At 66.2% G+C, this 26,742-nt stretch carries 22 protein-coding genes; 15 read left to right on the top strand and 7 right to left on the bottom strand.

The window, feature by feature from the left end; all coding sequences use genetic code 11:
- Positions 1-20 precede the first annotated feature (20 nt).
- Both ACFQ0E_RS09825 and ACFQ0E_RS09820 read right to left on the bottom strand, forming a co-directional pair.
- Entirely contained in the window at positions 21-833 is an 813-nt protein-coding gene (locus ACFQ0E_RS09825) for a hypothetical protein (RefSeq protein ID WP_386823471.1), read from the bottom strand.
- Positions 834-951: 118 nt separating this feature from the next.
- Positions 952-4,491, bottom strand: coding sequence for a methylmalonyl-CoA mutase family protein (locus tag ACFQ0E_RS09820; protein ID WP_386823470.1), 3,540 nt, complete (start codon positions 4,489-4,491; stop codon positions 952-954).
- 118 nt (positions 4,492-4,609) lie between these two features.
- Here ACFQ0E_RS09820 and ACFQ0E_RS09815 point away from each other — a divergent pair, with 118 nt between their 5' ends.
- Together ACFQ0E_RS09815 and ACFQ0E_RS09810 are read left to right on the top strand one after the other, a co-directional pair.
- The gene (locus tag ACFQ0E_RS09815; RefSeq protein ID WP_386823469.1) at positions 4,610-6,163 is read left to right on the top strand and encodes a phospholipase D family protein; all 1,554 of its coding nucleotides are present in this window, start codon (positions 4,610-4,612) and stop codon (positions 6,161-6,163) included.
- Positions 6,160-7,446 carry a 2OG-Fe(II) oxygenase gene (locus tag ACFQ0E_RS09810; protein ID WP_386823468.1) on the top strand — a complete coding sequence of 429 codons (1,287 nt, stop codon included), beginning with the start codon at positions 6,160-6,162 and terminating at the stop codon, positions 7,444-7,446. The genes ACFQ0E_RS09815 and ACFQ0E_RS09810 overlap by 4 nt, the downstream gene beginning before the upstream one ends.
- A gap of 18 nt (positions 7,447-7,464) precedes the next feature.
- On the opposite strand, the gene ACFQ0E_RS09805 is transcribed toward ACFQ0E_RS09810, so the two are convergent.
- From ACFQ0E_RS09805 to ACFQ0E_RS09790, 4 genes are read right to left on the bottom strand one after another with little or no spacing between them, the layout of a single operon-like run.
- Complete coding sequence (locus ACFQ0E_RS09805) at positions 7,465-7,974, bottom strand: group I truncated hemoglobin (protein ID WP_386823467.1); 510 nt, start codon at positions 7,972-7,974, stop codon at positions 7,465-7,467.
- A gap of 20 nt (positions 7,975-7,994) precedes the next feature.
- Positions 7,995-8,981, bottom strand: a complete 987-nt coding sequence (locus ACFQ0E_RS09800; protein WP_386823466.1) for a DUF3034 family protein — start codon at positions 8,979-8,981, stop codon at positions 7,995-7,997.
- Positions 8,982-9,023: 42 nt separating this feature from the next.
- On the bottom strand, positions 9,024-10,109 hold the full coding sequence (locus ACFQ0E_RS09795; RefSeq protein WP_386823465.1) for a hypothetical protein: 1,086 nt from the start codon (positions 10,107-10,109) through the stop codon (positions 9,024-9,026).
- 1 nt (position 10,110) lies between these two features.
- Positions 10,111-10,776: a hypothetical protein gene (locus tag ACFQ0E_RS09790; RefSeq protein ID WP_386823464.1), complete on the bottom strand. Its 666-nt coding sequence runs from the start codon at positions 10,774-10,776 to the stop codon at positions 10,111-10,113.
- 279 nt (positions 10,777-11,055) lie between these two features.
- On the opposite strand from ACFQ0E_RS09790, the gene ACFQ0E_RS09785 reads away from it, so the two are divergent.
- Positions 11,056-12,156, top strand: coding sequence for a Glu/Leu/Phe/Val dehydrogenase dimerization domain-containing protein (locus tag ACFQ0E_RS09785; protein WP_386823463.1), 1,101 nt, complete (start codon positions 11,056-11,058; stop codon positions 12,154-12,156).
- Between the two features lie 93 nt (positions 12,157-12,249).
- The gene (locus ACFQ0E_RS09780) at positions 12,250-13,407 is read left to right on the top strand and encodes an isovaleryl-CoA dehydrogenase (protein ID WP_386823462.1); all 1,158 of its coding nucleotides are present in this window, start codon (positions 12,250-12,252) and stop codon (positions 13,405-13,407) included.
- A gap of 74 nt (positions 13,408-13,481) precedes the next feature.
- On the opposite strand, the gene ACFQ0E_RS09775 is transcribed toward ACFQ0E_RS09780, so the two are convergent.
- A complete protein-coding gene (locus ACFQ0E_RS09775; RefSeq protein WP_386823461.1) occupies positions 13,482-14,189 on the bottom strand; it encodes a hypothetical protein in 708 nt (235 codons plus the stop codon).
- A 158-nt stretch (positions 14,190-14,347) separates the two neighbouring features.
- Here ACFQ0E_RS09775 and ACFQ0E_RS09770 point away from each other — a divergent pair, with 158 nt between their 5' ends.
- From ACFQ0E_RS09770 to ACFQ0E_RS09720, 11 genes are all read left to right on the top strand, one after another.
- The gene (locus ACFQ0E_RS09770) at positions 14,348-15,535 is read left to right on the top strand and encodes a sensor histidine kinase (RefSeq protein WP_386823460.1); all 1,188 of its coding nucleotides are present in this window, start codon (positions 14,348-14,350) and stop codon (positions 15,533-15,535) included.
- Entirely contained in the window at positions 15,532-16,179 is a 648-nt protein-coding gene (locus ACFQ0E_RS09765) for a response regulator (RefSeq protein WP_386823459.1), read from the top strand. Before ACFQ0E_RS09770 ends, ACFQ0E_RS09765 begins: the two co-directional genes overlap by 4 nt.
- Before the next feature lie 224 nt (positions 16,180-16,403).
- Positions 16,404-17,579 carry a thiolase family protein gene (locus tag ACFQ0E_RS09760; protein ID WP_386823458.1) on the top strand — a complete coding sequence of 392 codons (1,176 nt, stop codon included), beginning with the start codon at positions 16,404-16,406 and terminating at the stop codon, positions 17,577-17,579.
- A gap of 125 nt (positions 17,580-17,704) precedes the next feature.
- Positions 17,705-18,046 carry a hypothetical protein gene (locus tag ACFQ0E_RS09755; protein WP_386823457.1) on the top strand — a complete coding sequence of 114 codons (342 nt, stop codon included), beginning with the start codon at positions 17,705-17,707 and terminating at the stop codon, positions 18,044-18,046.
- Between the two features lie 260 nt (positions 18,047-18,306).
- Positions 18,307-18,615: a hypothetical protein gene (locus ACFQ0E_RS09750; RefSeq protein ID WP_386823456.1), complete on the top strand. Its 309-nt coding sequence runs from the start codon at positions 18,307-18,309 to the stop codon at positions 18,613-18,615.
- A 293-nt stretch (positions 18,616-18,908) separates the two neighbouring features.
- Positions 18,909-19,289, top strand: a complete 381-nt coding sequence (locus ACFQ0E_RS09745; RefSeq protein ID WP_386823455.1) for a hypothetical protein — start codon at positions 18,909-18,911, stop codon at positions 19,287-19,289.
- A gap of 157 nt (positions 19,290-19,446) precedes the next feature.
- A complete protein-coding gene (locus ACFQ0E_RS09740) occupies positions 19,447-21,054 on the top strand; it encodes a carboxyl transferase domain-containing protein (RefSeq protein ID WP_386823454.1) in 1,608 nt (535 codons plus the stop codon).
- A gap of 14 nt (positions 21,055-21,068) precedes the next feature.
- On the top strand, positions 21,069-21,860 hold the full coding sequence (locus ACFQ0E_RS09735) for a hypothetical protein (RefSeq protein WP_386823453.1): 792 nt from the start codon (positions 21,069-21,071) through the stop codon (positions 21,858-21,860).
- A gap of 13 nt (positions 21,861-21,873) precedes the next feature.
- Complete coding sequence (locus tag ACFQ0E_RS09730; RefSeq protein ID WP_386823452.1) at positions 21,874-23,562, top strand: Hsp70 family protein; 1,689 nt, start codon at positions 21,874-21,876, stop codon at positions 23,560-23,562.
- A 6-nt stretch (positions 23,563-23,568) separates the two neighbouring features.
- Complete coding sequence (locus ACFQ0E_RS09725; protein WP_386823451.1) at positions 23,569-25,128, top strand: hypothetical protein; 1,560 nt, start codon at positions 23,569-23,571, stop codon at positions 25,126-25,128.
- Entirely contained in the window at positions 25,125-26,660 is a 1,536-nt protein-coding gene (locus ACFQ0E_RS09720; protein ID WP_386823450.1) for a hypothetical protein, read from the top strand. Before ACFQ0E_RS09725 ends, ACFQ0E_RS09720 begins: the two co-directional genes overlap by 4 nt.
- The last annotated feature ends 82 nt before the right edge of the window (positions 26,661-26,742 follow it).

The raw sequence follows: 26,742 nt of genomic DNA, 5'->3' as shown, positions 1-26,742 counted from the left end.
CTCGCCAGAGACAAACCCCTTCATGACGCCACTCTCGCGCTTATAGATTGCTTTTGCAGCTCATCATAGAGCACAGACTGAAGAACCTCGTCCATATGCTCAGTCGGCTTAGTCAATGTGACATGCGCGATGGAGTGCCTATTGATGCTCTGAAATATGTGGACTTCAACACAATCTGACAAGGTATCCGTCGGCGCAGGCAACAGCAATTCGGCCAGCTCGCTACTATTTAAGCCTGCACATTTCGCACCAAATTTTGCAGCAACCAATTTGGCTCGATTTCCCCAGCTTGCTCTGTGTCCAGGACGAATAGGCTGGCCAAGCTGCTGACCGGTCTTTTCCGCAAAATCAAAAAGAGGATACTCAAAAACGCTTGCCCTGCCTGCAATCGAACTTTTTCGCAGGATAACACTACATACCCCATACGCCGTCTGACCGACATCTCTAATCGTCAAGGCAGCAAAACGAATTTCTTTCGAAAAATTTGGGAATAGAGCACTTTCTACCGATTCACGAAAGTTATCAAACCTATTGTCTTGAGGAACTCGTGATTCACCCTCAAGCTGTAGGCCGAATGTTGAGAGTAGCGAAGTTTCGCGCAACAGGTCTAACAATCGTATGCATGGCATGCATATAACAGCATCCGATTCCGAAGCAAGTTTTACAAAAGCATCAAAGTCTTTTTCAGCATTCACATCTGCGGCAGCGATTCGGGCTCGGCTATAACGCATCTCAAGTTGTACGACCTCATCTTCTTTATTAGCTAACCGCACATTCGGAGCACCTGCGTCCGTCCCGCAAGCGGGGCAGTTGCGCAGATGAGGTGCCAGCAAGCTCGTACATTCCCTGTTTGGACACTTCATATGAGACTCTTCCGGTTCGTCGCCACAACTCCCCCTAACCTCACAACTTCTGTTGGAATCGAGAACTGAAATCGAAGACGGAGCTAACTCACATATTCCTTCGATACTCCCCACCCACATCATAGAGCGCATGTGAGATCTGCCCCAGACTGTAAGATTTGACAGCTTCCATCAGCGCCGCGAACACATTCGCGCGATCCCGGGCGGTCTTCTGCAGGTAGCCCAGCCCTTCCGGGGTGTTGCGCAGGGTCTGGTAGTTCCCCACATTCTCGATCTGCTGCCCCTTCTCCCCCTCGGTGGAGCGGATCAGCTCGATCTCGGTGACGATGTCGCCGCCGTGGTCCTTGGGCAGGAAGGTGTTCACGCCGATGAGCGGCAGGCTGCCGTCGTGCTTCTTGTGTTCGTAGTAGAGGCTTTCTTCCTGGATCTTGCCGCGCTGGTACATGGTGTCCATGGCGCCGAGGACGCCGCCGCGTTCGCTGATGGCTTCGAACTCCTTGTAGACCGCTTCCTCGACGATGTCGGTGAGCTTGTCGACGATGAAGCTGCCCTGCCAGGGGTTCTCGCAGAAGTTGAGGCCCAGCTCCTTGTTGATGATCATCTGGATGGCGACGGCGCGGCGCACGCTTTCTTCGGTGGGCGTGGTGATGGCTTCGTCGTAGGCGTTGGTGTGCAGGCTGTTGCAATTGTCGAACAGCGCGTACAGGGCCTGCAGCGTGGTGCGGATGTCGTTGAACTGGATTTCCTGGGCGTGCAGCGAGCGGCCGGAGGTCTGGATGTGGTACTTCATCATCTGGCTGCGGGCGCTGGCGCCATAGCGTTCGCGCATGGCGCGTGCCCAGATGCGGCGGGCGACGCGGCCGATGACGGTGTATTCCGGGTCCATGCCGTTGCTGAAGAAGAACGACAGGTTGGGCGCGAAGTCGTCGATCTTCATGCCGCGCGCGAGGTAGTACTCGACGATGGTGAAGCCGTTCGACAGGGTGAAGGCGAGCTGGCTGATGGGGTTCGCGCCGGCTTCGGCGATGTGGTAGCCGCTGATCGACACCGAGTAGAAGTTGCGCACGTTCTTCTCGACGAAGAACTGCTGGATGTCGCCCATCATCCGCATCGCGAATTCGGTGCTGAAGATGCAGGTGTTCTGGGCCTGGTCTTCCTTAAGGATGTCGGCCTGGACGGTGCCGCGCACGCTGGCGAGGGTCTGGGCCTTGATGTTGGCGTAGGTCTCGGCGTCGACGACCTGGTCGCCGGTGACGCCGAGCAGGCCGAGGCCGAGGCCGTCGTTGGTTTCGGGCAGTTCGCCGCTGTATTCGGGGCGACGCTTGCCTTCGAACAGCTTCTCGATGGTGGCGTGGGCGGCGTCCCAGCGCGACTGGTCGGCGCGCAGGTACTTCTCGACCTGCTGGTCGATCGCGGTGTTCATGAACATCGCGAGGATGATCGGCGCGGGGCCGTTGATGGTCATCGACACCGAGGTGCTGGGCGCGCAGAGGTCGAAGCCGGAGTACAGCTTCTTCATGTCGTCGAGCGTGGCGATGTTGACGCCGGAGTTGCCGATCTTGCCGTAGATGTCGGGGCGCGGCGCCGGGTCTTCGCCGTACAGGGTGACGCTGTCGAAGGCGGTGGACAGGCGCGCGGCGGGCTGGCCGACGCTGAGGTAGTGGAAGCGGCGATTGGTGCGCTCGGGCGTGCCCTCGCCCGCGAACATGCGGATGGGGTCTTCGCCCGTGCGGCGGTACGGGTAGACGCCGCCGGTGTACGGGTAGTAGCCCGGCAGGTTTTCCTTCTGCAGGAAGGTCAGCAGCTCGCCCCAGCTCTTGTAGGTGGGCGCGGCGATCTTGGGGATCTTCTGGTGCGAGAGGGATTCGCGGTAGTTCTCGACGCGGATGGTCTTGTCGCGGACCTGGTATTCGTTGACGTCGTCGACGATGGATTTCAGGCGCGCGGGCCATTCGCGCAGGAGCTTGAGGGCTTCGCTGTCGAGCGACTGGACGGCGTCGTTGTAGCGTTGGCGGAGGGTCAGCAGGGTCTTGTCGACACCCTGCTGTTGTAGAGCGGAGCTTGCTCCGCTGCTCTGGCCATCAGACGTCGCCGCGTCGTCCGAGCGGAGCAAGCTCCGCTCTACAAGGGCGTCGGGGCTGTACAGATCCAGCATCTTCGGCAGCGCGGGATCGGCGAGGCTTTCCAGCGACTGCCAGTAGGCCTGGGCGCGGTCGGCGATCTCGGCCTGGCTTTCGATGCGCTTGTTGATGCTGCGGCCCTGTTCGGCGATCTCGGCGAGATAGCGGACGCGGTTGCCGGGGATCAGCACGGTGGCGCGGGGTTCCCGGAGGCTGGTGTCGATGGCGGGCGACCAGCGATCTTCCGGCAGCGACAGCTTCTCGCGCAGCAGGCGGCAGAGGTTGGCGAACATCCAGCTGACGCCGGGGTCGTTGAACTGGCTGGCGATGGTGGGATAGACCGGGACGTCTTCGTCCGGGGTCTGGAAGGCGACGCGGTTGCGCTTCCACTGCTTGCGCACGTCGCGCAGGGCATCTTCGGCGCCGCGCTTGTCGAACTTGTTGAGCACGACGAGCTCGGCGAAGTCGAGCATGTCGATCTTCTCGAGCTGGCTGGGCGCGCCGAAGTCGCTGGTCATGACGTACATCGGGAAGTCGACGAGGTCGACGATCTCCGAGTCGCTCTGGCCGATGCCGGCGGTTTCGACGATGACGAGGTCATAGCCGAGCGACTTGAGGAAGGCGATGCAGTCCTTGAGCACGACGTTGGTCGCGGCGTGCTGGCGGCGGGTGGCCATCGAGCGCATGAAGACGCGCTTGCTGCGCAGGGAGTTCATGCGGATGCGGTCGCCGAGCAGCGCGCCGCCGGTGCGGCGGCGGGTGGGGTCGACGGAGACGACGGCGATGCGCATCTCGGGGAAGTTGGCGAGGAAGCGGTTGAGCAGTTCGTCGGTGACCGAGGACTTGCCGGCGCCGCCGGTGCCGGTGATGCCGACGACGGGCGTCTTGCCGCCGGCGAGCTGCCATTCCTTGCGGAGGTGGGCGAGTTCGGATTCGTTGAGCGCGCCGGCTCCTACTGAGGATTCCTCGATGGCGCTGAGCATCTGGCCGATGGCGATTTCGTCGCTGAAGTCGACGCGCTTGGGCGTGGTGACCGGCTGGCGCGCGGCGCCGGCGCGGCGGATCACGTCCTCGATCATCGCGACGAGGCCCATGTGCATGCCGTCGTTGGGATGGTAGATGCGCTCGACGCCGTAGGCCTGGAGTTCGCGGATCTCTTCCGGGGTGATGGTGCCGCCGCCGCCGCCGAAGACGCGGATGTGGCCGGCGCCGCGTTCCTTCAGCATGTCGACCATGTACTTGAAGTATTCGACGTGGCCGCCCTGGTAGCTGGAGAGCGCGATGGCGTCGGCGTCTTCCTGCAGCGCGGCGCGGACGACGTCTTCGACGCTGCGGTTGTGGCCGAGGTGGATGACCTCGGCGCCCTGCCCCTGGATCAGGCGGCGCATGATGTTGATGGCGGCGTCGTGGCCGTCGAACAGACTGGCGGCGGTGACGAAGCGGAGCGGTGAGGCCTCCGGCTGCTGGGCGGGGGCGTTGCCTTCGAAGGTGACGGCTGGCGTGCTCATGGCGCGCGCTCCATGCTGAAAACGATGATGGCGTATTGTAACCGCGCCGCCCCGCCCTTGCCCGCATGACCATACGGCAGGGATACTCAACCGCACGGAATATCCACAGATCGTATACATGACCCGTTTCCAGCGCATCCTCGCGTGGGGCACCTTCTCCCTGTTCTCGCTGGTCGGCAGTGGACTGCTGTTCGCCGATCACTTCACGCCGCCGGCCACGGGCGCGCCCGGGGTGGTGCTGCCGGTGAAGCCGGGCGAGACCGAACTGGATCGCGAGATCGAGCCGCTGCTTGCCGCCAATCCCGGCAAAACCGGCGCGCTGCTGGTACAGGACGGCGTGGACGCCTTCGCGGCGCGCGCGATGACCGCGCAGAAGGCCGGGCGCAGCCTCGACCTGCAGTACTACATCTGGCACGACGACCTCACCGGCCGCCTGCTCGGCCGCGAGGCGTGGCGCGCGGCCGAACGCGGCGTGCGCGTGCGCATGCTGCTGGACGACATGAACGCCAAGGGCATGGACTCGAAGCTGCTGCTGCTCGACGCCCATCCCAACATCGAGATCCGCCTGTACAACCCGTTCCGCAACCGCAAGGGCCTGGGCCGCATCTTCGAGATGGTGCAGCGCATCTTCAGCGTGAACCACCGCATGCACAACAAGGCGTGGATCGCCGACAACCGCGTGGCCGTGGTGGGCGGTCGCAACATCGGCGAGGAATACTTCGGCGCAAGCGACCAGGTGAATTTCCGCGACCTGGACGTGGTGCTGTTCGGCCCCGCCGTGGCCGAGACCAGCACCATGTTCGACCACTACTGGAACAGCGAGGCGGTGGTGCCGCTGTCGGCGCTGGCGCGGAAGCCGAGCGGCGGGTTCGACGAGATCGGCGAAGCGATCGAAACCGAGGCGCAGGGTCCGGCGGCGCAGCGCTACCTGGAGCGCGTGGCTGCGTCGCCACGGGTGCAGGACTACGCGCGCGAGCGGCTGACGCCGTTCTGGAGCGAGCGCATCCACCTGGTCGCCGATCCGCCGCTGAAATGGGAAGACGACAAGCAGGACGAATGGATCGTGCATCGCATCGACCAGGACCTGTCGTCGGCGACGCGCAAGATCCTGCTGATCTCGCCCTACTTCGTGCCGGGCACGGAGGTGACCGAGCGCATGACCGGCATGGTGAACCGCGGCGTGACCGTGGGCGTGGTGACGAATTCGCTGGCGGCGAACGACGTGTTCGCGGTGTATGGCGCGTACCGGCACTATCGCGACACGCTGGTGCGCGGCGGGGTATCGGTGTACGAACTACGCGCGCAGGGGCACCCCAGCAGCAGCCTGTTCGGCAGCAGCGGCGCGAGTCTGCACACCAAGGCCTACAGCGTGGACGACACGCGCGGCTACATCGGTTCGTTCAACCTGGACGCGCGATCGGCCTACCTCAACACAGAAATGGGCGTGATGTTCGACGACGCCGCGCTGGCGAAGGCGGTGCGCGAGGAATACCTGCGGCTGGCGAATCCCGAGCTGAGCTACTGGATGCACGTCGGCAAGGATGGCGCGCCGCGCTGGCTGGATCGCGCCACGAAGCCGCCGACCCTGCACACGAAGGAACCGGATACCAAGCCCCTGCAGCGTTTCAGCGCGCATGCCATCGGCTGGCTGCCGCTGGAATCTCAATTGTGAGCGCAGCGCAGTCGATGGACCTTGCCGCGCTGCGCGCTGCCGCCGAACGCGGATCGGTCGAACATGCGTTCGCGCTGGCGCAGGCGCTGGTGGCACAGGAATGCATGGACGAAGCACTGCAATGGCATCTGCGCGCGGCGCAAGCCGGGCACCCGGGCGCGCAGGTCGAATACGCGCGGATGCGGCTGTACGGCATCGTCGGTGCGCCCGCGCCGCAGGAAGCGCTGGCGTGGTTCGAACGCGCCGAGCGCGCGGGGCATCCGGTGGCGGCGGAGTATCTGGTGAAGCTGGCAGTCGGCGGCGTCGCCCTGCCCCGCGACATGCGCATGAACGAACGACTGCTGCGCGGCGTGCAGGGCGAGCATGCGCCTTCACTGCTGGCAGCGGCTGTGCATTTCGGACGCAAGCCGCATGGCGACGACCAGTCCTTGTGCCTGCAATTGCTGGAGCGCGGCGCGGCACGCGGCGACATCGCCGCTGCCGTGCTGCTCGCCGAGCGACTGGCGCATGGCGAGGGCTGCGAAGCGCAGGCGGATGCGGCACGCGAGCTGTGGATGCAACTGGAGGCGGCGGGTGTCGAACGCATGCCGGATTTCACGTTGCCGCCGCCGGGCCCGACTGATGCGCCGCCGCGACAGCTGGCGCTGGAAGAGGCGTTGTCGCCGCCGGAAGCGCGGGTGCTGTCGACGCAGCCGCGCGTGTCGGTGATCGACCGGCTGCTCTCGGCCGACGAATGCCGGCTGCTGATCGTTCATGCGCGCCCGCACCTGCACGCCTCGCGCACGCTCGATCCGACCTCGGGCCAGGCGCTCAACGTGGATCTGCGCACCAGCCACGACGCGCAGTTCGACCCGGTGCTGGAAAGTCTCGCGGTGCGCCTGGTGCAGTGGCGGATGGCCGCAGCGGCAGGACTGGAGCTGGTCGAGGCTGAACCGCTGATCGTGCTGCGCTACGCACCTGGGCAGGAATACAAGCCGCATCGCGACTACCTGCCGCCGGCGTCGATCGCCCGCGACGGCCCACAGGCCGGCAACCGCCGACGCACGATCTGCGTGTATCTCAATCCGGTCGCGGCCGGCGGCGCCACCGCCTTCCCCGTGGCCGGACTGCAGGTCGAGCCACAGCCCGGACGCGCGGTGGTGTTCGACAACATGCTGTACGACGACGCGTCGCCGCAGGGCCGGCCCGACCCCGACTCGCTGCACGCCGGTCTGCCGGTCGAGGCCGGCGAGAAATGGCTGGCGACCTTGTGGATCCGTCAGGGGCGGTATCGGGCGTTCTGAACGCCCGATCGCATCGCATCAGCGGTTGATGACCTCGCGGTGCATCGGGGCGAGGACCGCCAGCAGCTTGTTCTGCGCACGGAAGGGGATGCCGCGCCGGTTCATGGCGATCTGCAGGTCTTCCACCAGGGCATTGAAATCAGCGCGATCGATGCGGTGCGCACCGTGGGCGGCGACCATGTCGCGTCCGGTGTAGGCGCAGCCGCCGCCGAGGATCGCGCAGAATTGCTCAGCGAGCTGGCGCTTCACCCGGTCGTGTTCGACCTTCTCGAAGAACGGACGCATGCGCGGGTCGGCAAGCAGGATGGTCATGAACTCGTCCATCAGCGCGTCGAGGCCGGGGCGTCCGCCGAAATCCTCGAAAACGCCGACCATTTCGGCATGGACCGGCGCGGGATCCGCCGCGCCGGGCGTGCGTTCGACCGGCGCGGTGGACTGGGCCGCGGCCAGCGAGGAGGCGGCAAGAAGGACCACACCTGCGCAGCGCACGGCGACGGCACGGAGGGATGTCGGGATGTTGTGGGACATGGGAAAGCCTCCGGAGGCGATCAGAAACCGACCTGGAGCGAGGCGTACACGCCGCGCTGCCGGTCACGGATGACGATGTTGCCGAGATCGACGTAGGCGACCGTCAGCGCGACATGGCGATTGGGGGTCCAGGCGAGGAACACGTCCCAGGCGTCGTCCTCGGTCGCGATGTTGAGGTTGTCGGGCTTGGTGCGGTACTCGGCACCGACCGCGAGCGTGCGATTGAGCAGGTAGGCGACCGAACCTTCGAACTGCAGCGAATGGCCGTCGCGGCGATCGCCGCCGAAGCCGAGGATGCCGAACTGGTTTGCCTCGGTGTAGCGCAGGGTGCCGTTCACCAGCACGCCCTGCGACAGGTACAGCTTCGTCGCGCTGAGGTAGACATCGGTGCCCGAGTCGCTGTCGGCACCGATCGCGCGGACCAATGCGCCGCGATCGTTGCGCTTGCGCTGCACGCCCAGCGACACCTGCGGCAGCCAGCGGTCCTGTTCGAGGATCGCGTCGCCGAACAGCTTCACCTTCACGCCCACGGTGTCCTGGCGGATCTCGAAGCCGCGGCCGAGGCCGAGCGCGGCGCCGACGGCCTCGGTGTCGAACACCTGCCGCGAAACGCTGAGTTCGACGCGGTCGTGGATACCGACCAGCGCGCCGTAGCTGTCGAGGCTGTAGTCGTCGACATCGACACGGGTGTAGTAAGCGCTGGCGCCGAACTGGCCGGTTTCGCCATAGCCGCCGATGAGCGCCCAGGGCGTCAGGCCACCGCCACCGGCACCTTCGACCTGGGTCACGCCGGCGGTAAGCAGCAGCTTGCCGCCGGTGGCGCGGTTGTCGGGCTCGGCGACGGCGTCGGGTTCATCGGACTGCAGGTCCGACAGCTCCTGCGCAGCGACCTGCGTCGACAGCAGCAGCGCGGCGAAGCAGAGGGCAAGCGATGCCGCGAGTGGAGCGCCGCGACCATGCCGGGCCAGCACGGCAGATATGTATGGCGTGGAACGTGTTGAAGGCATGCGGAAGAATCCTCGGGTTGGCAGGCAGCAGCCTGGCCGTGGTCAATCGCGCGTCGACTGGGACGCGCGGGTGCAGATGCGATTGAAGGCGTCGGCCAGGCGTGCGATCCGCGATGTGCCGACCCCCTGGGCTTTCAGATGCAGATCGCCGGATTCGGCGGCGTAGCCGGCGACGCGCAGGAGATCGTCGAGCGGACCGAACACCTTGCGCTGCAGCCACCAGGCGGCGATGGCCAGCGCGAGCAGCGCGATCACCGCGCCCACGATCATGGGCAGGCGTGCCGCAGCGCGGATGCCGGCATCGCCGCCCGCAGGCACCATGACCAGCATCTGCCCGCGCTCGCTGTCGAACAGCGGTGCGGCCATCGCGAGCCGCGTGCTGCCGGGAAGATCGAGCGGAAGCCCGCGCGGCCCTGCGGCACGCAGCTCGGCCCAGCGCGGCAGCACGCCGTCCGGCAGGCCGGTCGGCATCGACGTCGACAGCGCACGGGGTGCACCGGTCTCACCGGCGATCAGTGCGACATCGAGCGGCGTGCTGGCGCCGGCGGCATCCAGCAGGCGCTGTGCGAACGTGGCGCCGACGGGTTCGCCCAGCATCAGGTAGACATCGCTGAAACCGTAACGGGCCAGCGGCATCACCAGCACGTGCGTCGCGCGCTCGCTGTCGACGATCAGCCCGGAATCCGGCAGCTGCGTGCGGCTGGCGGCGCGGAAGACCTCGGATTCGCCGAACGTGCGGACGCCGGACAGCCTGTCGGTCGTGGCCAGCACGTTCCCCTGCGCGTCGAGCATCGCGATCATGCCGAGCTTCATCTGCTCGCGACGCTCTTCGAGCAGGTCGACCACGGAGGTGTAGTCGGGCTCGATCCCAGGCAGGGTATTGTCGAGCGCCTGCCCGATGTAGCCGGTGACGGCCTGGTTGCGCGCGATCGATTCGCCGCGCTGGATCAGTTCGCGTGCGACATGCCCCTCGGCGGCGCGCAGCGCGGCGTGTGCCGCCTGCAGGTCGCGGGATGCGAGCGAACGCGACAGGGTCAGCTCGTGCCATGCGAAAAGACCGGCGGCAAGCGCCGCGCCGACGGCGAAGATGGCAAGGACGCGCATGTGCTGCTTGAAACCCGTCTGCATGTCAGTGCCTCCCCGCCGCGTGCGTGTCGATCCCGGGCTTGCTGGCGACCAGGCGCTGCGCGGGCACCGGCCCGCTGGGCACGCTGACCTGCAGGCTGGTGGGCACGGCGCGCGGATGCCAGAACACGAGCGATCCAGTGCCGGCCGGCAGGTTGTCGAGTCGGTAGCGCCCGTTGCGATCCGGACGGGTGAAGTACGGCGTCGACAGCACGAGGATGTTCGCGCGCATCGACTGGTGGACGCTGCAGTTCACCACGACGAGGCCGGGACGGCGGAAGGTGTGCTCGCGCGCAACGCCCGGGCCGTAGAAACCGAGATCGAACCCGTTCGCGCCGCTGCGCGAGAACACGTTGTGCAGGATGGTGTCGCGGTTCGGGAAACTCACCGTGCTGCCGGCGGGGACCACCAGCAGCGAGGGCGAGAAGCCCTTGCTGCGCGTGTCGACGCTGAACCGACCCGGCACGGTGCGCAGGTCGCCGCCCTTCGGCAGGTAATACACGACCGTGTCGGCGACTTCGCCCGCTTCGACGCGCTGCCTGCCGTCCGCGACCAGCTCGACCTTGCCGCGGAACGCGTCGTCCTCGCCTGCATGCGCGAATCCTGCGGCGCACAGCGCGAACACGAAGGCGCAGTTAACCGCGCCTCGACGAAACGAGACGATGCTCATCCTGGAATTTCCCCTGTATACGATTGCGCCGTGCGGGACTGTCCCCGAGGCTTGCAGAGGCCCATACGCAGGGCCCGGCTTGACGGATGCAGGCGGCGTGCACGCGACGGACGCCGCCCCGACCGGAGGCATGCGAACGCGGGGAGCGATTCCATTAGACTACGGCGCCTGCGGCCCCCCAAGGCCGTTTCACCAAGCCGCTGATCCAAACGAATTCAACGACTTGCCACATACCCCGGCGTATCCACCAGCCTGTACGCCGGCGCAACGGAGCTTCCGATGATCTTCGAACACGTCGAAAACTACGGCCACGAGCAGGTCGTGTTCTGCCACAACAAGGATGCGGGCCTCAAGGCCATCATCGCCATCCACAACACCGTGCTCGGCCCCGCGCTGGGCGGTCTGCGGATGTGGCCGTACAAGACCGAGCAGGATGCGCTGAACGACGTGCTGCGCCTGTCCCGCGGCATGACCTACAAGAACGCTGTGGCCGGCCTGAACATCGGCGGCGGCAAGGCCGTGATCATCGGCGACCCGTCGAAGGACAAGTCCGAAGCCCTGTTCCGCGCGTTCGGCAAGTTCGTCGATTCGCTGAGCGGCCGCTACATCACTGCCGAGGACGTCGGCATCGACGTCAACGACATGGAGTACGTGTACCGCGAGACCGAGTACGTGACCGGCGTGCACCAGGTCCACGGCGGCTCGGGCGACCCCTCGCCGTTCACCGCCTACGGCACCCTGCAGGGCCTGATGGCCACGCTGAACCGCAAGTTCGGCGACGAGGAAGTGGGCCGCCGCAGCTACGCGGTGCAGGGCCTGGGCCATGTCGGCATGGAGTTCGTGAAGCTGCTCAAGGAGCGTGGCGCGAAGATCTTCGTCACCGACATCAACAAGAACCTGGTCGAGGAAGCGGTGGACGAATACGGCGCCGAAGCCGTGTCGCCGGACGAGATCTACGACGTGAACTGCGACGTGTACTCGCCCTGCGCGCTGGGCGGCACCGTGAACGAGCAGACCCTGCCGCGCCTGAAGGCCAAGATCATCTGCGGCGCCGCGAACAACCAGCTGGCGAACAACGCCATCGGCGACGAAGTCACCAAGCGCGGCATCCTGTACGCGCCGGACTACGCGGTGAACGCCGGCGGCGTGATGAACGTGTCGCTGGAGATCGACGGCTACAACCGCGAGCGCGCCATGCGCATGATGCGGACGATCTACCACAACCTCGGCCGCATCTACGAGATCTCCGACCGCGACGGCATCCCGACCTACCTGGCCGCCGACCGCCTCGCCGAGGAGCGCATCACCGCGATCGGCAAGCTCAAGCTTCCGATGGGCCGCACCGCGCCGCGCTTCCTCGGACGCATGAGAGGTCATTGATCCATTTCGGTGACGGGGCTTCGGCCCCGTTTTCCGTTTCGACGCCGGCCCCGGCGTCATTCGACAGCAAACCAGACGAGCACGAGAACGACCATGCGTCCATTCCCCCTGGGTGAAGACATCGATGCGCTGCGCGAGGCGGTCCGCCGTTTCGCCGAGACCGAGATCGCGCCGCGCGCGGCGAAGATCGACGAAGAGAATGCATTCCCGCAGGACCTGTGGGCCAAGCTCGGCGAAATGGGCCTGCTCGGCATCACCGTGCCGGGCGAGTTCGGCGGCAGCGACATGGGCTACCTGGCCCACCTGATCGCGATGGAAGAAATCTCCCGCGCCTCGGGTTCGGTCGGCCTGAGCTACGGCGCGCACTCCAACCTGTGCGTGAGCAACCTCTACGCCAACGGCAACCAGGCGCAGCGCGAGAAATACCTGCCGAAGCTGTGCACCGGCGAGTGGAAGGGCGCGCTGGCGATGAGCGAACCGGGCGCGGGCTCCGACGTGGTGGGCTCGATGAGCTGCCGTGCCACGCTCAAGGGCGATGTGTGGGTGGCCAACGGCAACAAGATGTGGATCACCAACGGCCCCGAGGCCGACGTGCTGATCGTGTACATGCGCACCGCCAGCCGCGAGCTGGGCAGCAAGTGCATGACCGCCTTCCTCGTCGAGAAGGGCATGCCCGGTTTCCGCACCGCGCAGAAGCTGGACAAGCTGGGCATGCGCGGCAGCAACACCTGCGAGCTGGTGTTCGAGAACTGCGAAATCCCCGCCGAGAACGTGCTGGGCGAAGTGAACAACGGCGTGAAGGTGCTGATGAGCGGCCTGAACACCGAGCGCCTGGTGCTGAGCGGCGGCCCGCTGGGCCTGATGCAGGCGGCGCTGGACATCGCCCTGCCCTACGTGCGCGACCGTCGCCAGTTCGGCCAGGCGATCGGCACCTTCGGCATCATGCAGGCGAAGATCGCCGACATGTACACCGCGCTGCAGTCCAGCCGCGCGTTTGCTTACCAGGTCGCCCGCGACTACGACGGCGGCTACAAGTCGCGCATCGACGCCGCGAGCTGCCTGATGCACGCGTCGGAATCGGCGGTGAAGGTGGCGCTGGAAGCCATCCAGACCCTCGGTGGCAACGGCTACATCAACGAGTACCCGACCGGCCGCATCCTGCGCGACGCCAAGCTGTACGAGATCGGCGCCGGCACCAACGAGATCCGCCGCATGCTGATCGGCCGCGAGCTGTTCAACGGCAATTTCTGATCGGTGCGTTTATCGCTGCAAACCGAAAGGCCGCGACTGGTGTCGCGGCCTTTTCGTTTGCGCCAGCAGGAAGCTCACGCCCGCGCGGGCATCGCGCTGGCCGGCGCCGCTTTCGGCATGTACTTGCGGTTCAACCAGGCCATCACCACGAACGACAGCGACAGCGGCAGGAACCAGGCGATCAGGTGGTACCAGCCCGGCGGGTCGATCCCGACCATGCGGATGATGCGGTCGAAGCCGATGGCGAGGAAGGCGATGTGCGTCGCGACGCCGCAGCCAACCATCGCCGCGTAGTGCTCCTTCATCCACCAGCGCATCGCCGTCATCGGCCGCGCACGGCGGACCAGCATCTGCACACCGGTGATCATGCCGACCGCGCTGAAACCCATCAGCAGCGCCTGCGACATCTTCATGCCGACCGCGAACACCACCACCGATGCCGCGAGGTTCAACACAGCGACCCACAGGTAGGTACCACCGCGGAACGCCGCCTGGTCGCGCTTGCGCTTGACCGCGCGCCAGCCCATCCAGATGCCGGTCGCGGTGATCACTACCAGGTAGGCGAGGAAGGTGGCGATGCCGGGTTTGCCCTGCAGGCCGATGATCACGACCATCGGGACGGCAGTGGCGATGATGCCGAGCATCGCGATCATGTAGGCCTTGCCCACGCGCAGATGCCAGGGCGCGCCCTTCTTCGCGAAGGCGGCCATCCAGAAGGTGACCAGGGCGACCAGGCCGCACAGGCCGTGCGCGGCGAGCAGGATCTTGTAGAGCGTGTCCATGTCGTGACTCCATCGGGAAGTTGCATCGGGAATGGCGACAGTCTCCGGATCCGGGCGTCGGCGCGGCACCTGCCCGTGGTCACCGCGCAGGGGTGAGAAAAGTCACCTCGTGCGCGCGGCGACTTCCGCGCGCCGGACCGGGCTGCCATGCTGATGCCATGACCACACCCGCCCTGCACCGCGAAACCGCGACGCCCGCCGACGGCCCGCTGGCCACCGGACTGTTCTCGACGCACCTGCTGTCGGCGCTGAACATCGCCGCCTACGTCACCTGGCTGGCGATCGCGTTCGCCGTGCTGGAACCGGACAAGCTGGCTACGGGCAATCTGCGCGAATGGCTCGGCGCCGCGTGCCTGCTCGGCATCCTTGCGCTGTACATGAGCTGCGCACTGGCCGGCCGGGATGGCCGCAACGGCATCCTGCGGGTGCTCGGCCAGGGCGCGCTGATCCTGGCGGCCGAGGCGCTGCTCGGCAGCGGCCAGAATTCGGTGCTGCTGATCATCGTGGCCGGGCAACTGGTGCTGATGCTGCCGCTGCGCGCCTTCGTCGTGGTGATGCTGGCGTTCAACGCCGGGCTGGCGCTGATCTGGCTCGAACGCGGCGTGCCGCCAGGATCGACGCTGATTTCGCTGGCGCAGATCGGCGCTTTCCAGGCCTTCGCCGCACTCACCGGCCACTATGCCGGCAGCCGCGAGCAGGCGCGCGAACACCTGGCGCAGGTCAACGCCGAGTTGATGGCGACGCGACGCCTGCTCGAAGAATCCGCGCGCGCCGGCGAGCGGCTGAAACTCTCGCGCGAACTGCACGACGTGGCCGGTCACAGCCTGACCGCGCTCAAGCTCAATCTCGCGCGCCTCGCACGCGACCCGGCCTTGGCCAAGCGCGAGGAGATCGTGCTGTCCGCACAGCTCGCCGACGACCTCCTTGCGCAGATCCGCCAGGTGGTCGGTGCGCTGCGCGCGCACGATGGTCTGGATCTGCGCGCGGCCCTGCAGGCCCTGGGCCGGCCGGTGCCCGGGGTGCGCATCGACATGGATATCGAAGACGGCCTGCGCGTGGACGACATCGACCAGGCCGAAACCCTGCTGCGCTGCGCCCAGGAAGCGATCACGAATGCCCTGCGCCACGGCCGCGCGCGTCACATCCGCCTCCGCCTTCAGCGCGACGCCGCCGGGCTGGCGCTGACCATCGACAACGACGGCCTCGCGCCCTCGCGCGTCGACGAAGGCAACGGCCTGACCGGCATGCGCGAACGCCTGGGCGCGATCGGCGGCCGGCTGGAGATCGAAGCGACGCCGCCGCGCGGCCTGCGCGTCGTTGCCCGCATCGAGGACCCACAGGCATGAGCCCCGCCCCCGACCGTCCGATCCGCATCGCGCTGTGCGACGACCAGGCCCTGGTCCTGCGCGGGCTATCCAGCCTTCTGTCGGACATCGGCATCGAGGTCGCGCTGGAAGCGCCCGACGCCGAACGCCTGCTCGCCGCCCTGCCGCAGCGCCCGGTGGACCTGATCGTCAGCGACATCCGCATGCCCGGCCTCGGCGGCATCGGCCTGATCGGCGCGCTGCGCGAACGCGGCGACGCCACCCCGGTGATCCTGCTGACCACCTTCGACGATCCCGACCTGATGATGCGCGCCGTGGACGCCGGGGCGCAGGGCTTCCTGCTCAAGGACGCCTCGCCGGAGGACCTGAAGGCCGCGATCCAACGCGTGGCCGGCGGCGAGACCCTGCTCCAGCCGGTCAGCCTCGGCCCGGTGCGCGCCGCCTGGAACACGCCGGCCGGGACGGACACCGGCGCCAGGCTCACCGACCGCGAACGCTCGATCCTGCGCCTGGTCGCCGGCGGCTACTCCAACAAGGAGATCGCGCGCAGCCTGCACCTGTCCGAGGGCACGGTGAAGAACTACATGTCCGACCTGCTGGTGAAACTGGACTGCCGCGACCGCACCCACGCCGTGCTCAAGGCGATCACCCAGCGCCTGCTCTGACGCGCCGGCCTGGAGAGGCCTGGGGGGACCGGCGCCATGCCGAATCTGGCGGAGATCGGGACGGGCTCCGACTTGGCCGATCCGGCATCTTTCCTGTCCGATGGTCCATTTGCCGCACTGCAGCACGGCGTCGCATAATCGGAGCGTCGCCGCGCCGCCCCACGCCCGCGCCGGCCCAGATACGACCGACTAGCGCCCCCCGGCGCACCCGCCACGGAGTCCACATGTCCGACATCGTCATCGTCGGTGCCAAGCGCACCGCCATCGGTTCCTTCCTCGGCCAGTTCACCGGCGTCCCCACCCCCACCCTCGGCGCCGCGGCCATCGCCGGCGCGCTCGACCAGGCCGGCGTCGCGCCGGACCAGGTCGACGAGGTCATCATGGGCTGCGTGCTGCCCGCCGGCCTCGGCCAGGCGCCGGCCCGCCAGGCGGCCCTTGCCGCCAAGTTGCCGACCTCGGCCGGCTGCACCACCATCAACAAGGTCTGCGGCTCGGGCATGAAGGCGATCATGCTCGCCCACGACCTGATCAAGGCCGGTTCGGCCTCGGTCGTCGTCGCCGGCGGCATGGAGTCCATGACCAACGCCCCGCACCTGCTCAACGGCTCGCGCACCGGCCTGCGCTACGGCAGCGGCGAGTTCCTCGACCACATGGCGTGGGACGGCCTGACCAACCCGTACGACAAGCAGGCCATGGGCGTCTTCGGCGACGCCGCGTGCCACAAGTACGCGTTCGACCGCGCCGCGCTCGACGCCTACTCGGCCGAAAGCGTCACCCGCGCCCAGAAGGCCATCGCCGAGGGTGCGTTCAAGGACGAAATCGCCCCGGTTACGGTTGTTACGCGCAAGGGCGAAACGGTCGTCGACACCGACGAAGAGCCCGGCAAGATCGATCCGTCGAAGATCCCCGGCCTGCGCGCCGCGTTCGGCAAGGCCGGCGTGCTCACCGCCGCCTCGTCGTCGAAGATTTCGGACGGCGCCGCCGCCACGCTGGTGATGTCGGCCGATGAAGCGCAGCGTCGCGGCGTCACGCCGCTCGCGCGCATCGTCGCGCACGCCACGCATGCGCAGGCACCGGAATGGTTCACCACCGCGCCGGTCGATGCGATTCGCAAAGTGCTGGAAAAAGCGGGCTGGAGCGTCGGTGACGTCGATCTGTTCGAAATCAACGAAGCCTTCGCCTGCGTCGCGATGGCGCCGATGAAGGATCTCGGCATCGCGCACGAAAAGCTCAACATCCGCGGCGGCGCGTGTGCGCTCGGCCACCCGATCGGCGCCAGCGGGGCGCGCCTTGTGGTCACCCTGATCGCAGCACTGCGCGCGACCGGCGGCAAGCGCGGCGTGGCTTCGCTGTGCATCGGCGGCGGCGAAGCCACCGCGATCGCGATCGAGCTTCCATAAGCCATCCATACGAACAAACCGGGAGACACCGGCCACGGTCGCTTGACAGCCGAAACGGGCTTGTCATGATGACGACCAAGCGCCGCGACACCCCGCGCCAATCCACACCATCGAGGAATCCTCACATGACCCTGAACAAGGTTCTGCTCGCTCTCGCCCTCGGCTTCGCCCTGACCGCCTGCGGCGGCAAGGGTGAGGAAGCCGCTGCCGAAGCCGAAGCCGCTGCTGCCGAAACCGCCGACTCCGCCGCCCAGGCCGTCGACTCGGCTGCCGAAGCCACCGGCGAAGCCGCCAACGCTGCCGCCGAACAGGCCGCCGCCGCTGCCGACGCCGCCGCTGCTGCCGCCCCGGGCGCCGCCGCCGACGCCGCTGCCAGCACCGAAGCTGCTGCCGACGCCGCCGCCGACGCGGCCGAAAAAGCCGCCGAAGCTGCCGAAAAGGCCGCCGACGCGACCAAGACCAATTGATCGACGCTCCTTCCGACCGGCACGTCCGGTCGGAAGACACCGGTCGCCCTGTTGCAGACAATCAGTTCAGTCGGGCTTCACAACGCTGAATTGATTGCTACAATTGAAAAGGCCGCACGTTCCATCCGCGGCTTTTTCATGGTGCTGGCAAGCACCAAGTAAGTCAGTGAACGAACACATGCCGGCGCAAGCCGGACTGCCACGCGCACTGGCGTTGCCTGACCCCTAAGCAATCTCAGACAACTCCTACGGAGAGAAGTATGAACACCAAGCTTTACGTCCTCCTGGCCGCCGGCGTCCTGGCCCTGTCGGCTTGCAACAAGGCTGAAGAAGCTCCGGCTGCCGACGCTGCTGCCACCGAAGAAGCCGCTCCGGCCGCCGACGCTGCCGCTCCGGCCGCCGACGCCGCTGCTCCGGCCGCTGACGCCGCTGCTCCGGCCGCCGACGCCGCTGCTCCGGCCGCCGACGCCGCTGCTCCGGCCGCTGACGCCGCTGCTCCGGCCGCCGACGCTGCCGCTCCGGCTGCCGACGCTGCTGCTGCTCCGGCCGCTGAGCCGGCGAAGTCGTAATCGACTTCCGCGGAGCGCAAGCTCCGTCGCAGTACAAGGGAAGGCCCGCTTCGGCGGGCCTTCTTTTTTGTGCCTGAACCCTGAACGGCGACACCTGCGTATCGGGCACATTGCCCGGAGACATGCTGCTAGAATCCGGCGGCTTGCCGTTCGATGCCGCACGGTATCGCACGCGGGGATACCGGATTCGCCACCGGCGAGAGGACACCGTACGCCGACATCCCCGGCCGCGCCATGCGATCGCAGGCACCCCATCGACGTACGACCCCTATCCTTCCCATGGGAGATCCGAAATGAACCACAAGCTTCTGGTCCTGCTGGCCGCCAGCGTCTTCGCCCTGTCCGCCTGCAAGAACGAAACCGAAACCGCGCAGACCGAAGCCGCTGAAGCGGCCCAGGCTGCCGACGCCGCCGTGGACGCTGCGGGCGATGCCGCCGCCGCTGCTGGCGACGCCGCCACCCAGAGCGTCGATGCCGCTGCCGCCGCCACCGGCGAAGCCGTGAGCGAAGCTGCCGGTGCGGTCGAGAACGCCGCCGACACGGCCGCCGCCGCCACCGCCGGTGCCGCTGCCGATGCCGCCAACGCCACCGCCGACGCCGCCAACAAGATGGCCGACAAGGCCGATGCCGTTGCCGACAAGGCCGCTGCCGCTGCCGAAGAAGCCAAGAAGTAATCGGCTTCGCGCACTGCGCATCGCGGACGCCTGGACGTCCGTATCGAAAGACCCGCTTCGGCGGGTCTTTCTTTTTGCGTCGATGACACACGGCGCCAGCAGCAAGGCGCAGCGGTTATCCTTGTCGTCCTTTGCCCCGCTGCCACGACAAGACACCATGCCCGTCCTGAGCTCCCGCCTCGACCCGCAGTCCCAGGAATTCCGCGACACCGTGTCCTACCACCGCGAACTGGTGGCCGAGCTGGATGCGCGCCTGGCGCGCGCAGCGGAAGGCGGCGGAGACAAGGCCCGCGCCAAGCACACAGAACGCGGCAAGCTGCTCGCGCGCGATCGCATCACCGCCCTGCTCGATCCGGGCTCGCCCTTCCTCGAAGTCGCACCGCTGGCCGCCGAAGGCATGTACGACGATGCGGCACCCGCCGCCGGCATGGTCTGCGGCATCGGCCGGGTGATGGGGCTCGAAGTCATGATCGTGGCCAACGACGCCACGGTGAAGGGCGGCACCTACTTCCCGATGACGGTGAAGAAGCACCTGCGCGCGCAGCAGATCGCCCAGCAAAACAAACTGCCTTGCATCTATCTGGTCGATTCCGGCGGCGCCTTCCTGCCGCTGCAGGACGAGGTGTTCCCGGACAAGGAGCATTTCGGCCGCATCTTCTACAACCAGGCGCGCATGAGCGGCGAAGGCATCCCGCAGATCGCCGTGGTCATGGGCAGTTGCACCGCCGGCGGCGCGTACGTGCCGGCGATGAGCGACGAAAGCATCATCGTCAAGGAACAGGGCACGATCTTCCTCGGCGGCCCGCCGCTGGTGAAGGCGGCGACCGGCGAAGTGGTCGATGCCGAATCGCTCGGCGGCGCGGAAGTGCACACCACCGTGTCGGGCGTCGCCGACCATTTCGCCGAGGACGACCGCCATGCGCTGCAGATCGCGCGCAACCTGGTCGGCAATCTCAATCGCCGCAAGGTGCTGCCGGTCGCGGTGCGTCCTTCGATCGAGCCGGCCTATCCGGCCGAAGAGCTGTACGGGATCGTGCCGAAGGACACGCGCCGCCCGTTCGACATCCGCGAAGTGATCGCGCGCATCGTCGACGGCTCGGATTTCGACGAATTCAAGGCGCGCTACGCCAGGACGCTGGTGACCGGATTCGCGCACCTGCATGGCTACCCGGTGGGCATCGTCGCCAACAACGGCATCCTGTTCGCCGAGAGCGCGCTCAAGGGCGCGCACTTCATCGAGCTGTGCAACCAGCGCGGCATCCCGCTGGTCTTCCTGCAGAACATCACCGGCTTCATGGTCGGCAAGAAATACGAGAACGCCGGCATCGCGAAGGACGGCGCGAAGATGGTCACCGCCGTCGCCTGCTCCAGCGTGCCGAAGTTCACCGTGGTCATTGGCGGCAGCTTCGGCGCCGGCAACTACGCGATGTGCGGCCGGGCCTACGGCGCGCGCTTCCTGTGGATGTGGCCGAATGCGCGCATCAGCGTGATGGGCGGCGAACAGGCCGCGAGCGTGCTGGCGACCGTGCGCCGCGACGGCATCGAAGCCGCCGGCAAGGTGTGGACGCCTGATGAAGAAGAAACGTTCAAGGCGCCGATCCGTGACCAGTACGAAACCCAGGGCAATCCCTACTACGCCACCGCGCGACTGTGGGACGACGGCGTGATCGACCCGGCCGACACGCGGCGCGTGCTGGGCTTGGGCATCTCCGCGTCGCTCAACGCGCCGATCGAGCCGGCGAAGTTCGGCGTGTTCCGGATGTAATAATCTGGCTCACAATGAAACTCAACGCAGAACCACAGAAACCGAACCTGGAGCGCTGCCGTCAAGCGTTTTTCAAAATCGGCTGGTTCATTCCCGCTTATGCACAAATGTCTTTCTACCGGGAAACAGCGGAAAAAATTGAATCGGCAAAAAACATTGAAGAGTTAGACTTGGAAAGCATTTTCCTTCAACTCTACTCGCCTGACCATTTGGCGGCGATGCTCCTGCATAGATACACCGAAGTCCCAGAAATTTTTAGATTTAGACGGGTTATACACGAATCAATACAGGCGCACTTCGCTCAAATGCACCGCGTCTCGATCTGCGGAATTCTTTCGTGCATAGAAGGGATCACGCTCGCTATCGGCAAGAACAGAGGACTCAAAAAGAAATTCAGCGGCCAACTATTCGAGATATTATTAGAAGATGTCGTAAAACAGATAAATGAAAAAAATATCGGAATAATTGGCGAATATCATTCAGCATTAAAATCTTTTGAAGAGTTCGCCAGAAAAATAATGTTCGTAAATTCAGAAGCACGAAACGAAAGCAACGGAATAGCCCGAAATTCGATCTTTCATGGAGTACTTGGAGATGAAGACTATGGCGACCCTTTGGATTTCTATCGATGCATATCGACTATTGATTTTCTTTGTTTGATCTCCTCGTTCAAAAATCCAACGTCTATGTTTGCACCAAGCCCAACAGAGCAATCGATGCGGCTGGCTGAACATTACATGGCTTACAGTGTCATTGCTTCTTCCAGCCAATCAATCCAGAACAAGATTTTCGACCAAAATCCCTGACTCAAAAAGCAACATGATCGTCGGCATCGACCTCGGCACCACCCATTCCCTCATCGGCGCGTACGGCGCCGACGGCCCCACCCTCTTCCCGAATGCACTGGGCGAACTGCTGACGCCATCGGTGGTCAGCGTCGACGGCGACAAGGTCCTCGTCGGCCTGGCCGCGCGCGACCGGCTGATTTCGCACCCGGAGCACACCGTCGCGGCGTTCAAGCGCTGGATGGGCACGGCGCGCGAGACCCGCCTCGGCGGGCGCGCCTTCCGGCCGGAGGAACTCTCCGCGCTGGTGCTGCGCTCGCTGCTCGCCGATGCCGAGGCCGCACTCGGCGAGAAGATCACCGAAGCGGTGATCAGCGTGCCGGCCTATTTCTCCGATGCGCAGCGCAAGGCCACGCGTGCTGCGGGCGAACTGGCCGGCGTCAAGATCGAGCGCCTGATCAACGAACCCACCGCCGCGGCGCTGGCCTATGGCCTGCAGGATCGCGGCGGCGAAGGCCGCTTCCTGGTCTTCGATCTCGGCGGCGGCACCTTCGACGTGTCGATCCTCGAATGCTTCGACAGCGTGTTCGAAGTCCACGCCAGCGCCGGCGACAACTTCCTCGGCGGCGAGGACTTCCTCGACATGATGGTCGATGCCTTCTGTCGCGACAACGACCTGCGCCAGCAGGCGCTGAAGACCCAGGAACTCGGCCAGCTGCGCCGTCGCCTGGAGCAGCACAAGCGCGAGCTCAGCGCGCGGACGCCTACACCGCTGCAGATGAGCATCGATGGCCGCGACTACACCTGGGGCATCGACGAAGACCGCTTCGCCCACATCTGCGAACCGCTGGTGCAGCGCATGCGCACGCCGATCGAGCGCGCGATGCGCGACGCCAAGCTGCAGCCGTCGCAGCTGGACGAAATCGTGCTGGTCGGCGGCGCCAGCCGCATGCCGCTGGTCGCGCGCCTGGTCTCGCGCATGTTCGGCCGGCTGCCGCTGCGACACGTCAATCCGGACCAGGCCATCGGCCTCGGCGCCTGCGTGGCTTCGGGACTCAAGTCGCGCAACGCGAAGCTGGAGGAGATCATCCTCACCGATGTGTGCCCGTTCACGCTGGGCACTCAGATCGCGCGTCGCGACGACAACGGCCAGGTCCACAGCGGCTTCTTCCATCCGATCATCCTGCGCAACAGCACGGTGCCGGTGAGCCGCGAGGACCAGTTCTATCCGATGCACGAGAAGCAGGAAAAGCTGACGATCGACATCTACCAGGGAGAGAACCCGCTGGTCGCCAACAACATCAAGCTCGGCGAAATCGCCGTGCAGCTCGACAAGCGCCGCAGCACCGACGACAACGGCGTGACCGTGCGCTTCACCTACGACATCAACGGCCTGCTGCAGGTCGAAGTCACCGAGAATGCGACCAAGCGCCGCCACGAGCTGCTGCTGGAGCAGAATCCGGGCCTGCTGTCGCCCGAGGAGATCCGCGCGCGCCTCGCCGCGCTGGAAACGCTGAAGGTCCATCCGCGCGACCAGCAGGAGAACATCGCCGTGCTCGCGCGCGCCGAACGCCTGTACGAGGAGTACATCCACGAGCGCGAGCGCCTGCAGGAATGGATCATGCATTTCCGCTCGCTGCTGGACACGCAGGACAGCGACCTGATCGCGCGCAATCGCGAGAAGTTCAGCGAGGCTCTGGACATGCTGGAAGCCCAGGGCTGATCGACGGTGAGCTGGGCGCACGAGCACCTCGGCATCGACCTCGACGCCGACGAACGCGCGATCAAGCGCGCGTATGCCGCGAAGCTGCGCACGACGCGTCCGGACGAGGATCCGGAAGGCTTCCAGCAGCTGAACGAGGCGTACCAGACGGCACTGGCCATGCTCCGGCACCGGCTGGCGCAGGAAGCGTTCGCCGCGCAGGAAAGCGATACGGATTCCGAACCGCAAGCGCCGGCAGAAGCGCCAGCGGTGGAGGCAACCACAACGAACGCGCAGCCTGAGGATGTCGATCACGACGGCAGCACAGCGGCCGAGCCGCAGGCGGCCGAGGCCGAGGCTGTCGACGATGGCGAGCCACAGGGCGAGGCGATCACGCTGGACCAGTTCCTCGACGCGTGCTTGGGCGCAGCGGGCGATGGCGATCCGCGCGTGCTGGAAGACTGGCTGCGCGCGCAGCCGGTGCTGTGGTCGCTGGAGCACAAGGCGATGATCGGGCACTGGCTGCTGCGGCTGATGGATGCGCGGCTGCCGCCGATGACCGAGCGCAATTTCGACATCCTGGCGGAGTTCTTCGGCTACAACGACCTGCACGCGGGCTACGACCCGCTGGCGCTGCAGCGGCTGCGTGCGCGGCTGGTCGAAGCGTGGCGCGAGCTGCAGGCGGAACGTCGCTCGCGAAAACATACCCGCAGACCGGGCCCCTCGCCGGCGCATTCGTTTGCCTGGCTTGCAGAGCAGCGACAGCAACGACAGCAGCAACAGCCGAAGATCGACGAAGAGCGGGAGAAAGCTGCGTACATGCATCGCCTCCTCCGCTTGCACGGCTATCTGACACGCCCGGCATCAACATGGAAGAATCTCTGGACGAGCCTCAACATCGGCCGCGTCTCGTCCGTACGTGAAATGTTGTTGAACAACCCTTTCGGCGGATGGGAAAACCTTCCGGACAGGATCAGGCGCGATCAGATCGCCTACTGGCTTGCAGCGACAGAAGGCGATCACTGGACATCGCAACACGTCCAGATCGCACTCTTCCGCTGCCTCATGCTCGCATTGCCCGCATCCCCCCTGCTTGCGACGATCCGGATGCTCGATGCAGGCCAGACCGGAATGACCTTGTCCTTGGCACTGTCGTCGATTGCCTGGCCTTGGGCCATTCTGATGTCCGCATGGGCACTGCAGGCGGGGTTCCGTCGTCTGCTCCATTGGCAAGGTGGCGCTGAACCATCCAGCCCTGCGTTGAGGCGCATCCACCTCGCTCTGGCGCCCATGCTTGCCATCATCTGTCTGGCATCGCTCCTGGTCGACATGTTGTGGCCGATCACCTTTGTGAGCGGCATGCTGGGCTGCTGGCTGGCGACTGCCAGATACTACGGACATTTCCGTCAACGCAGCGCGTCGGCCAGCCCATGGCTGAGCCCTCACCGGGCTCTGCTTCTGCTGATCGCCACAATGGTGATCTTCCCGTTCTTCATGTCGGAGCCAATCTGGATCGCGTTGCCGGCAGCATTGGTCGCGCTTGGGCTCTGGACCTTCGTACGAATGAAATCCCGACCGCCACGATGACTTGGTCCCTCCGCCTGCTCGACCTCCCCGACGACGCCGACGAGCGCGCGATCAAGCGCGCGTATGCGGCGAAGCTGAAGACCACGCGCCCGGACGAGGATCCGGAAGGCTTCCAGCGCCTGCACGAGGCCTACCAGGCAGCGCTGGCATGGGCGCGCTCGGGGCCGCACGACAACGAGGACGCGTGGGACGACGAGGACGCTCAGTGGGAGGGCGGCGACGACGATCGTGGCGAAACGCACGAGTCGTTCATGCCCGACGCCCCTGTCCGCATGCCACCGCACGCCGCTGCGCACGAGGAGACGGTATCGCCTGGGACGCAGACGGCGGCGCAGGCCGTCGAAGACGACAGGCTTGAAACAGCGTCGGAGGACGCGGTCGTCTTCGACCACGACATGTTCTTCGACACCTGTTTCCGCCTCGCGCTGGATGGCGCGGAGGGCGAGCTGCGCCGCTGGCTCGATGCCCAGCCGATCCTGTGGTCGCTGGCGCACAAGGCGCAGATCGGCCACTGGCTGCTGCATGCCATGCACCATCGGCAGCCGCCGATGGCGCCGTCGCGCTTCGACCTGCTGATGGACTATTTCGGCCTGGTCGATCTGCGTACCGGCTACGACGCGTACTACATCCAGCGACTTCGCCACCGGCTGCAGGTCGCCTGGGAATTGAAGACCACGCAACTGCGCGCGCTCGCCGAACGCACCGCCGACGAGGGCACCAGCGTGACCTCGGCGGTGCGACAGGTGCGGCGCATCCTGCACGACCTGTCGCGACCCTTCGACTGGCCGCGCAGCCTGCTCTCGGCACTGATGCCGATGTATCCGACGGCGGTACGTCGTTTCCTGTACAGGCTCGCGCTCGGACGTCTGGACGACCTGCCGCCGCCGATCGATCCGGCGCAGGTCGCGTTCTGGGATGCGGCCTCGGACCGATCGCGGCTGACGCGGGAACGCCTGGCGGTCGTGGGCACGCGCGTGGCGGTCTATGCGGCCCTGGCCACGCTGCTGTACTTCGGCCTGGCCGTGCTGATCGGACAGGGTGATCCATCGATCGGTGCCGAGTCCCTCGGCGCGATTCCGCTGGCGGGCGTCGCGCTCCTCTCGGCGCTGGCGATGGCTGCGGCCTGGAGTCTGTGGACCGGCTACGGCCTCTTCTCCGCATGGCAGGCGCGCGAGGAGGACCCGGACGAACCCCGGCCGATGCTGCGACGCTTCACGATTCCGGTACTGCTGGCAGTCGCACTGGCGATCGTGTGGACACGACCCGATGGTTGGCTCGGCGCTGCGGGCGGCATGCTCCTGATGGTGGCGGCGCTGGCCGCATGGGCGCGGCACCGCGAGCGCAGCGGCCCGCCGCTGGGCCGCCACCTCGGTTACTGGCGCGTGTTCGTGCTGTTCGTCATCGTGCGCACGATCGGCGGCGAAGCGGGCTGGATGAACGATGCAGGCATGTTCGCTGCCATCGCGGGGCTCGCCCTGTTCATCTGGGCGAAGGACCTGTGGCGCCAGAGACGCGATGCACAGGCCGACTGAACCCTGCCCGCACAAGGCGGCAAAGGCGTAGGATGGCCCTGCCCGTTCTGCTGCGCGGATCACACCGGTCGTCATGAGGCGA

Origin of the sequence: Lysobacter brunescens, assembly GCF_042677005.1 — a bacterium.
In the GTDB taxonomy this organism is placed as follows: Bacteria; Pseudomonadota; Gammaproteobacteria; order Xanthomonadales; family Xanthomonadaceae; genus Lysobacter_I; species Lysobacter_I brunescens.
This window is presented reverse-complemented; position numbering and strand designations above follow the sequence as displayed.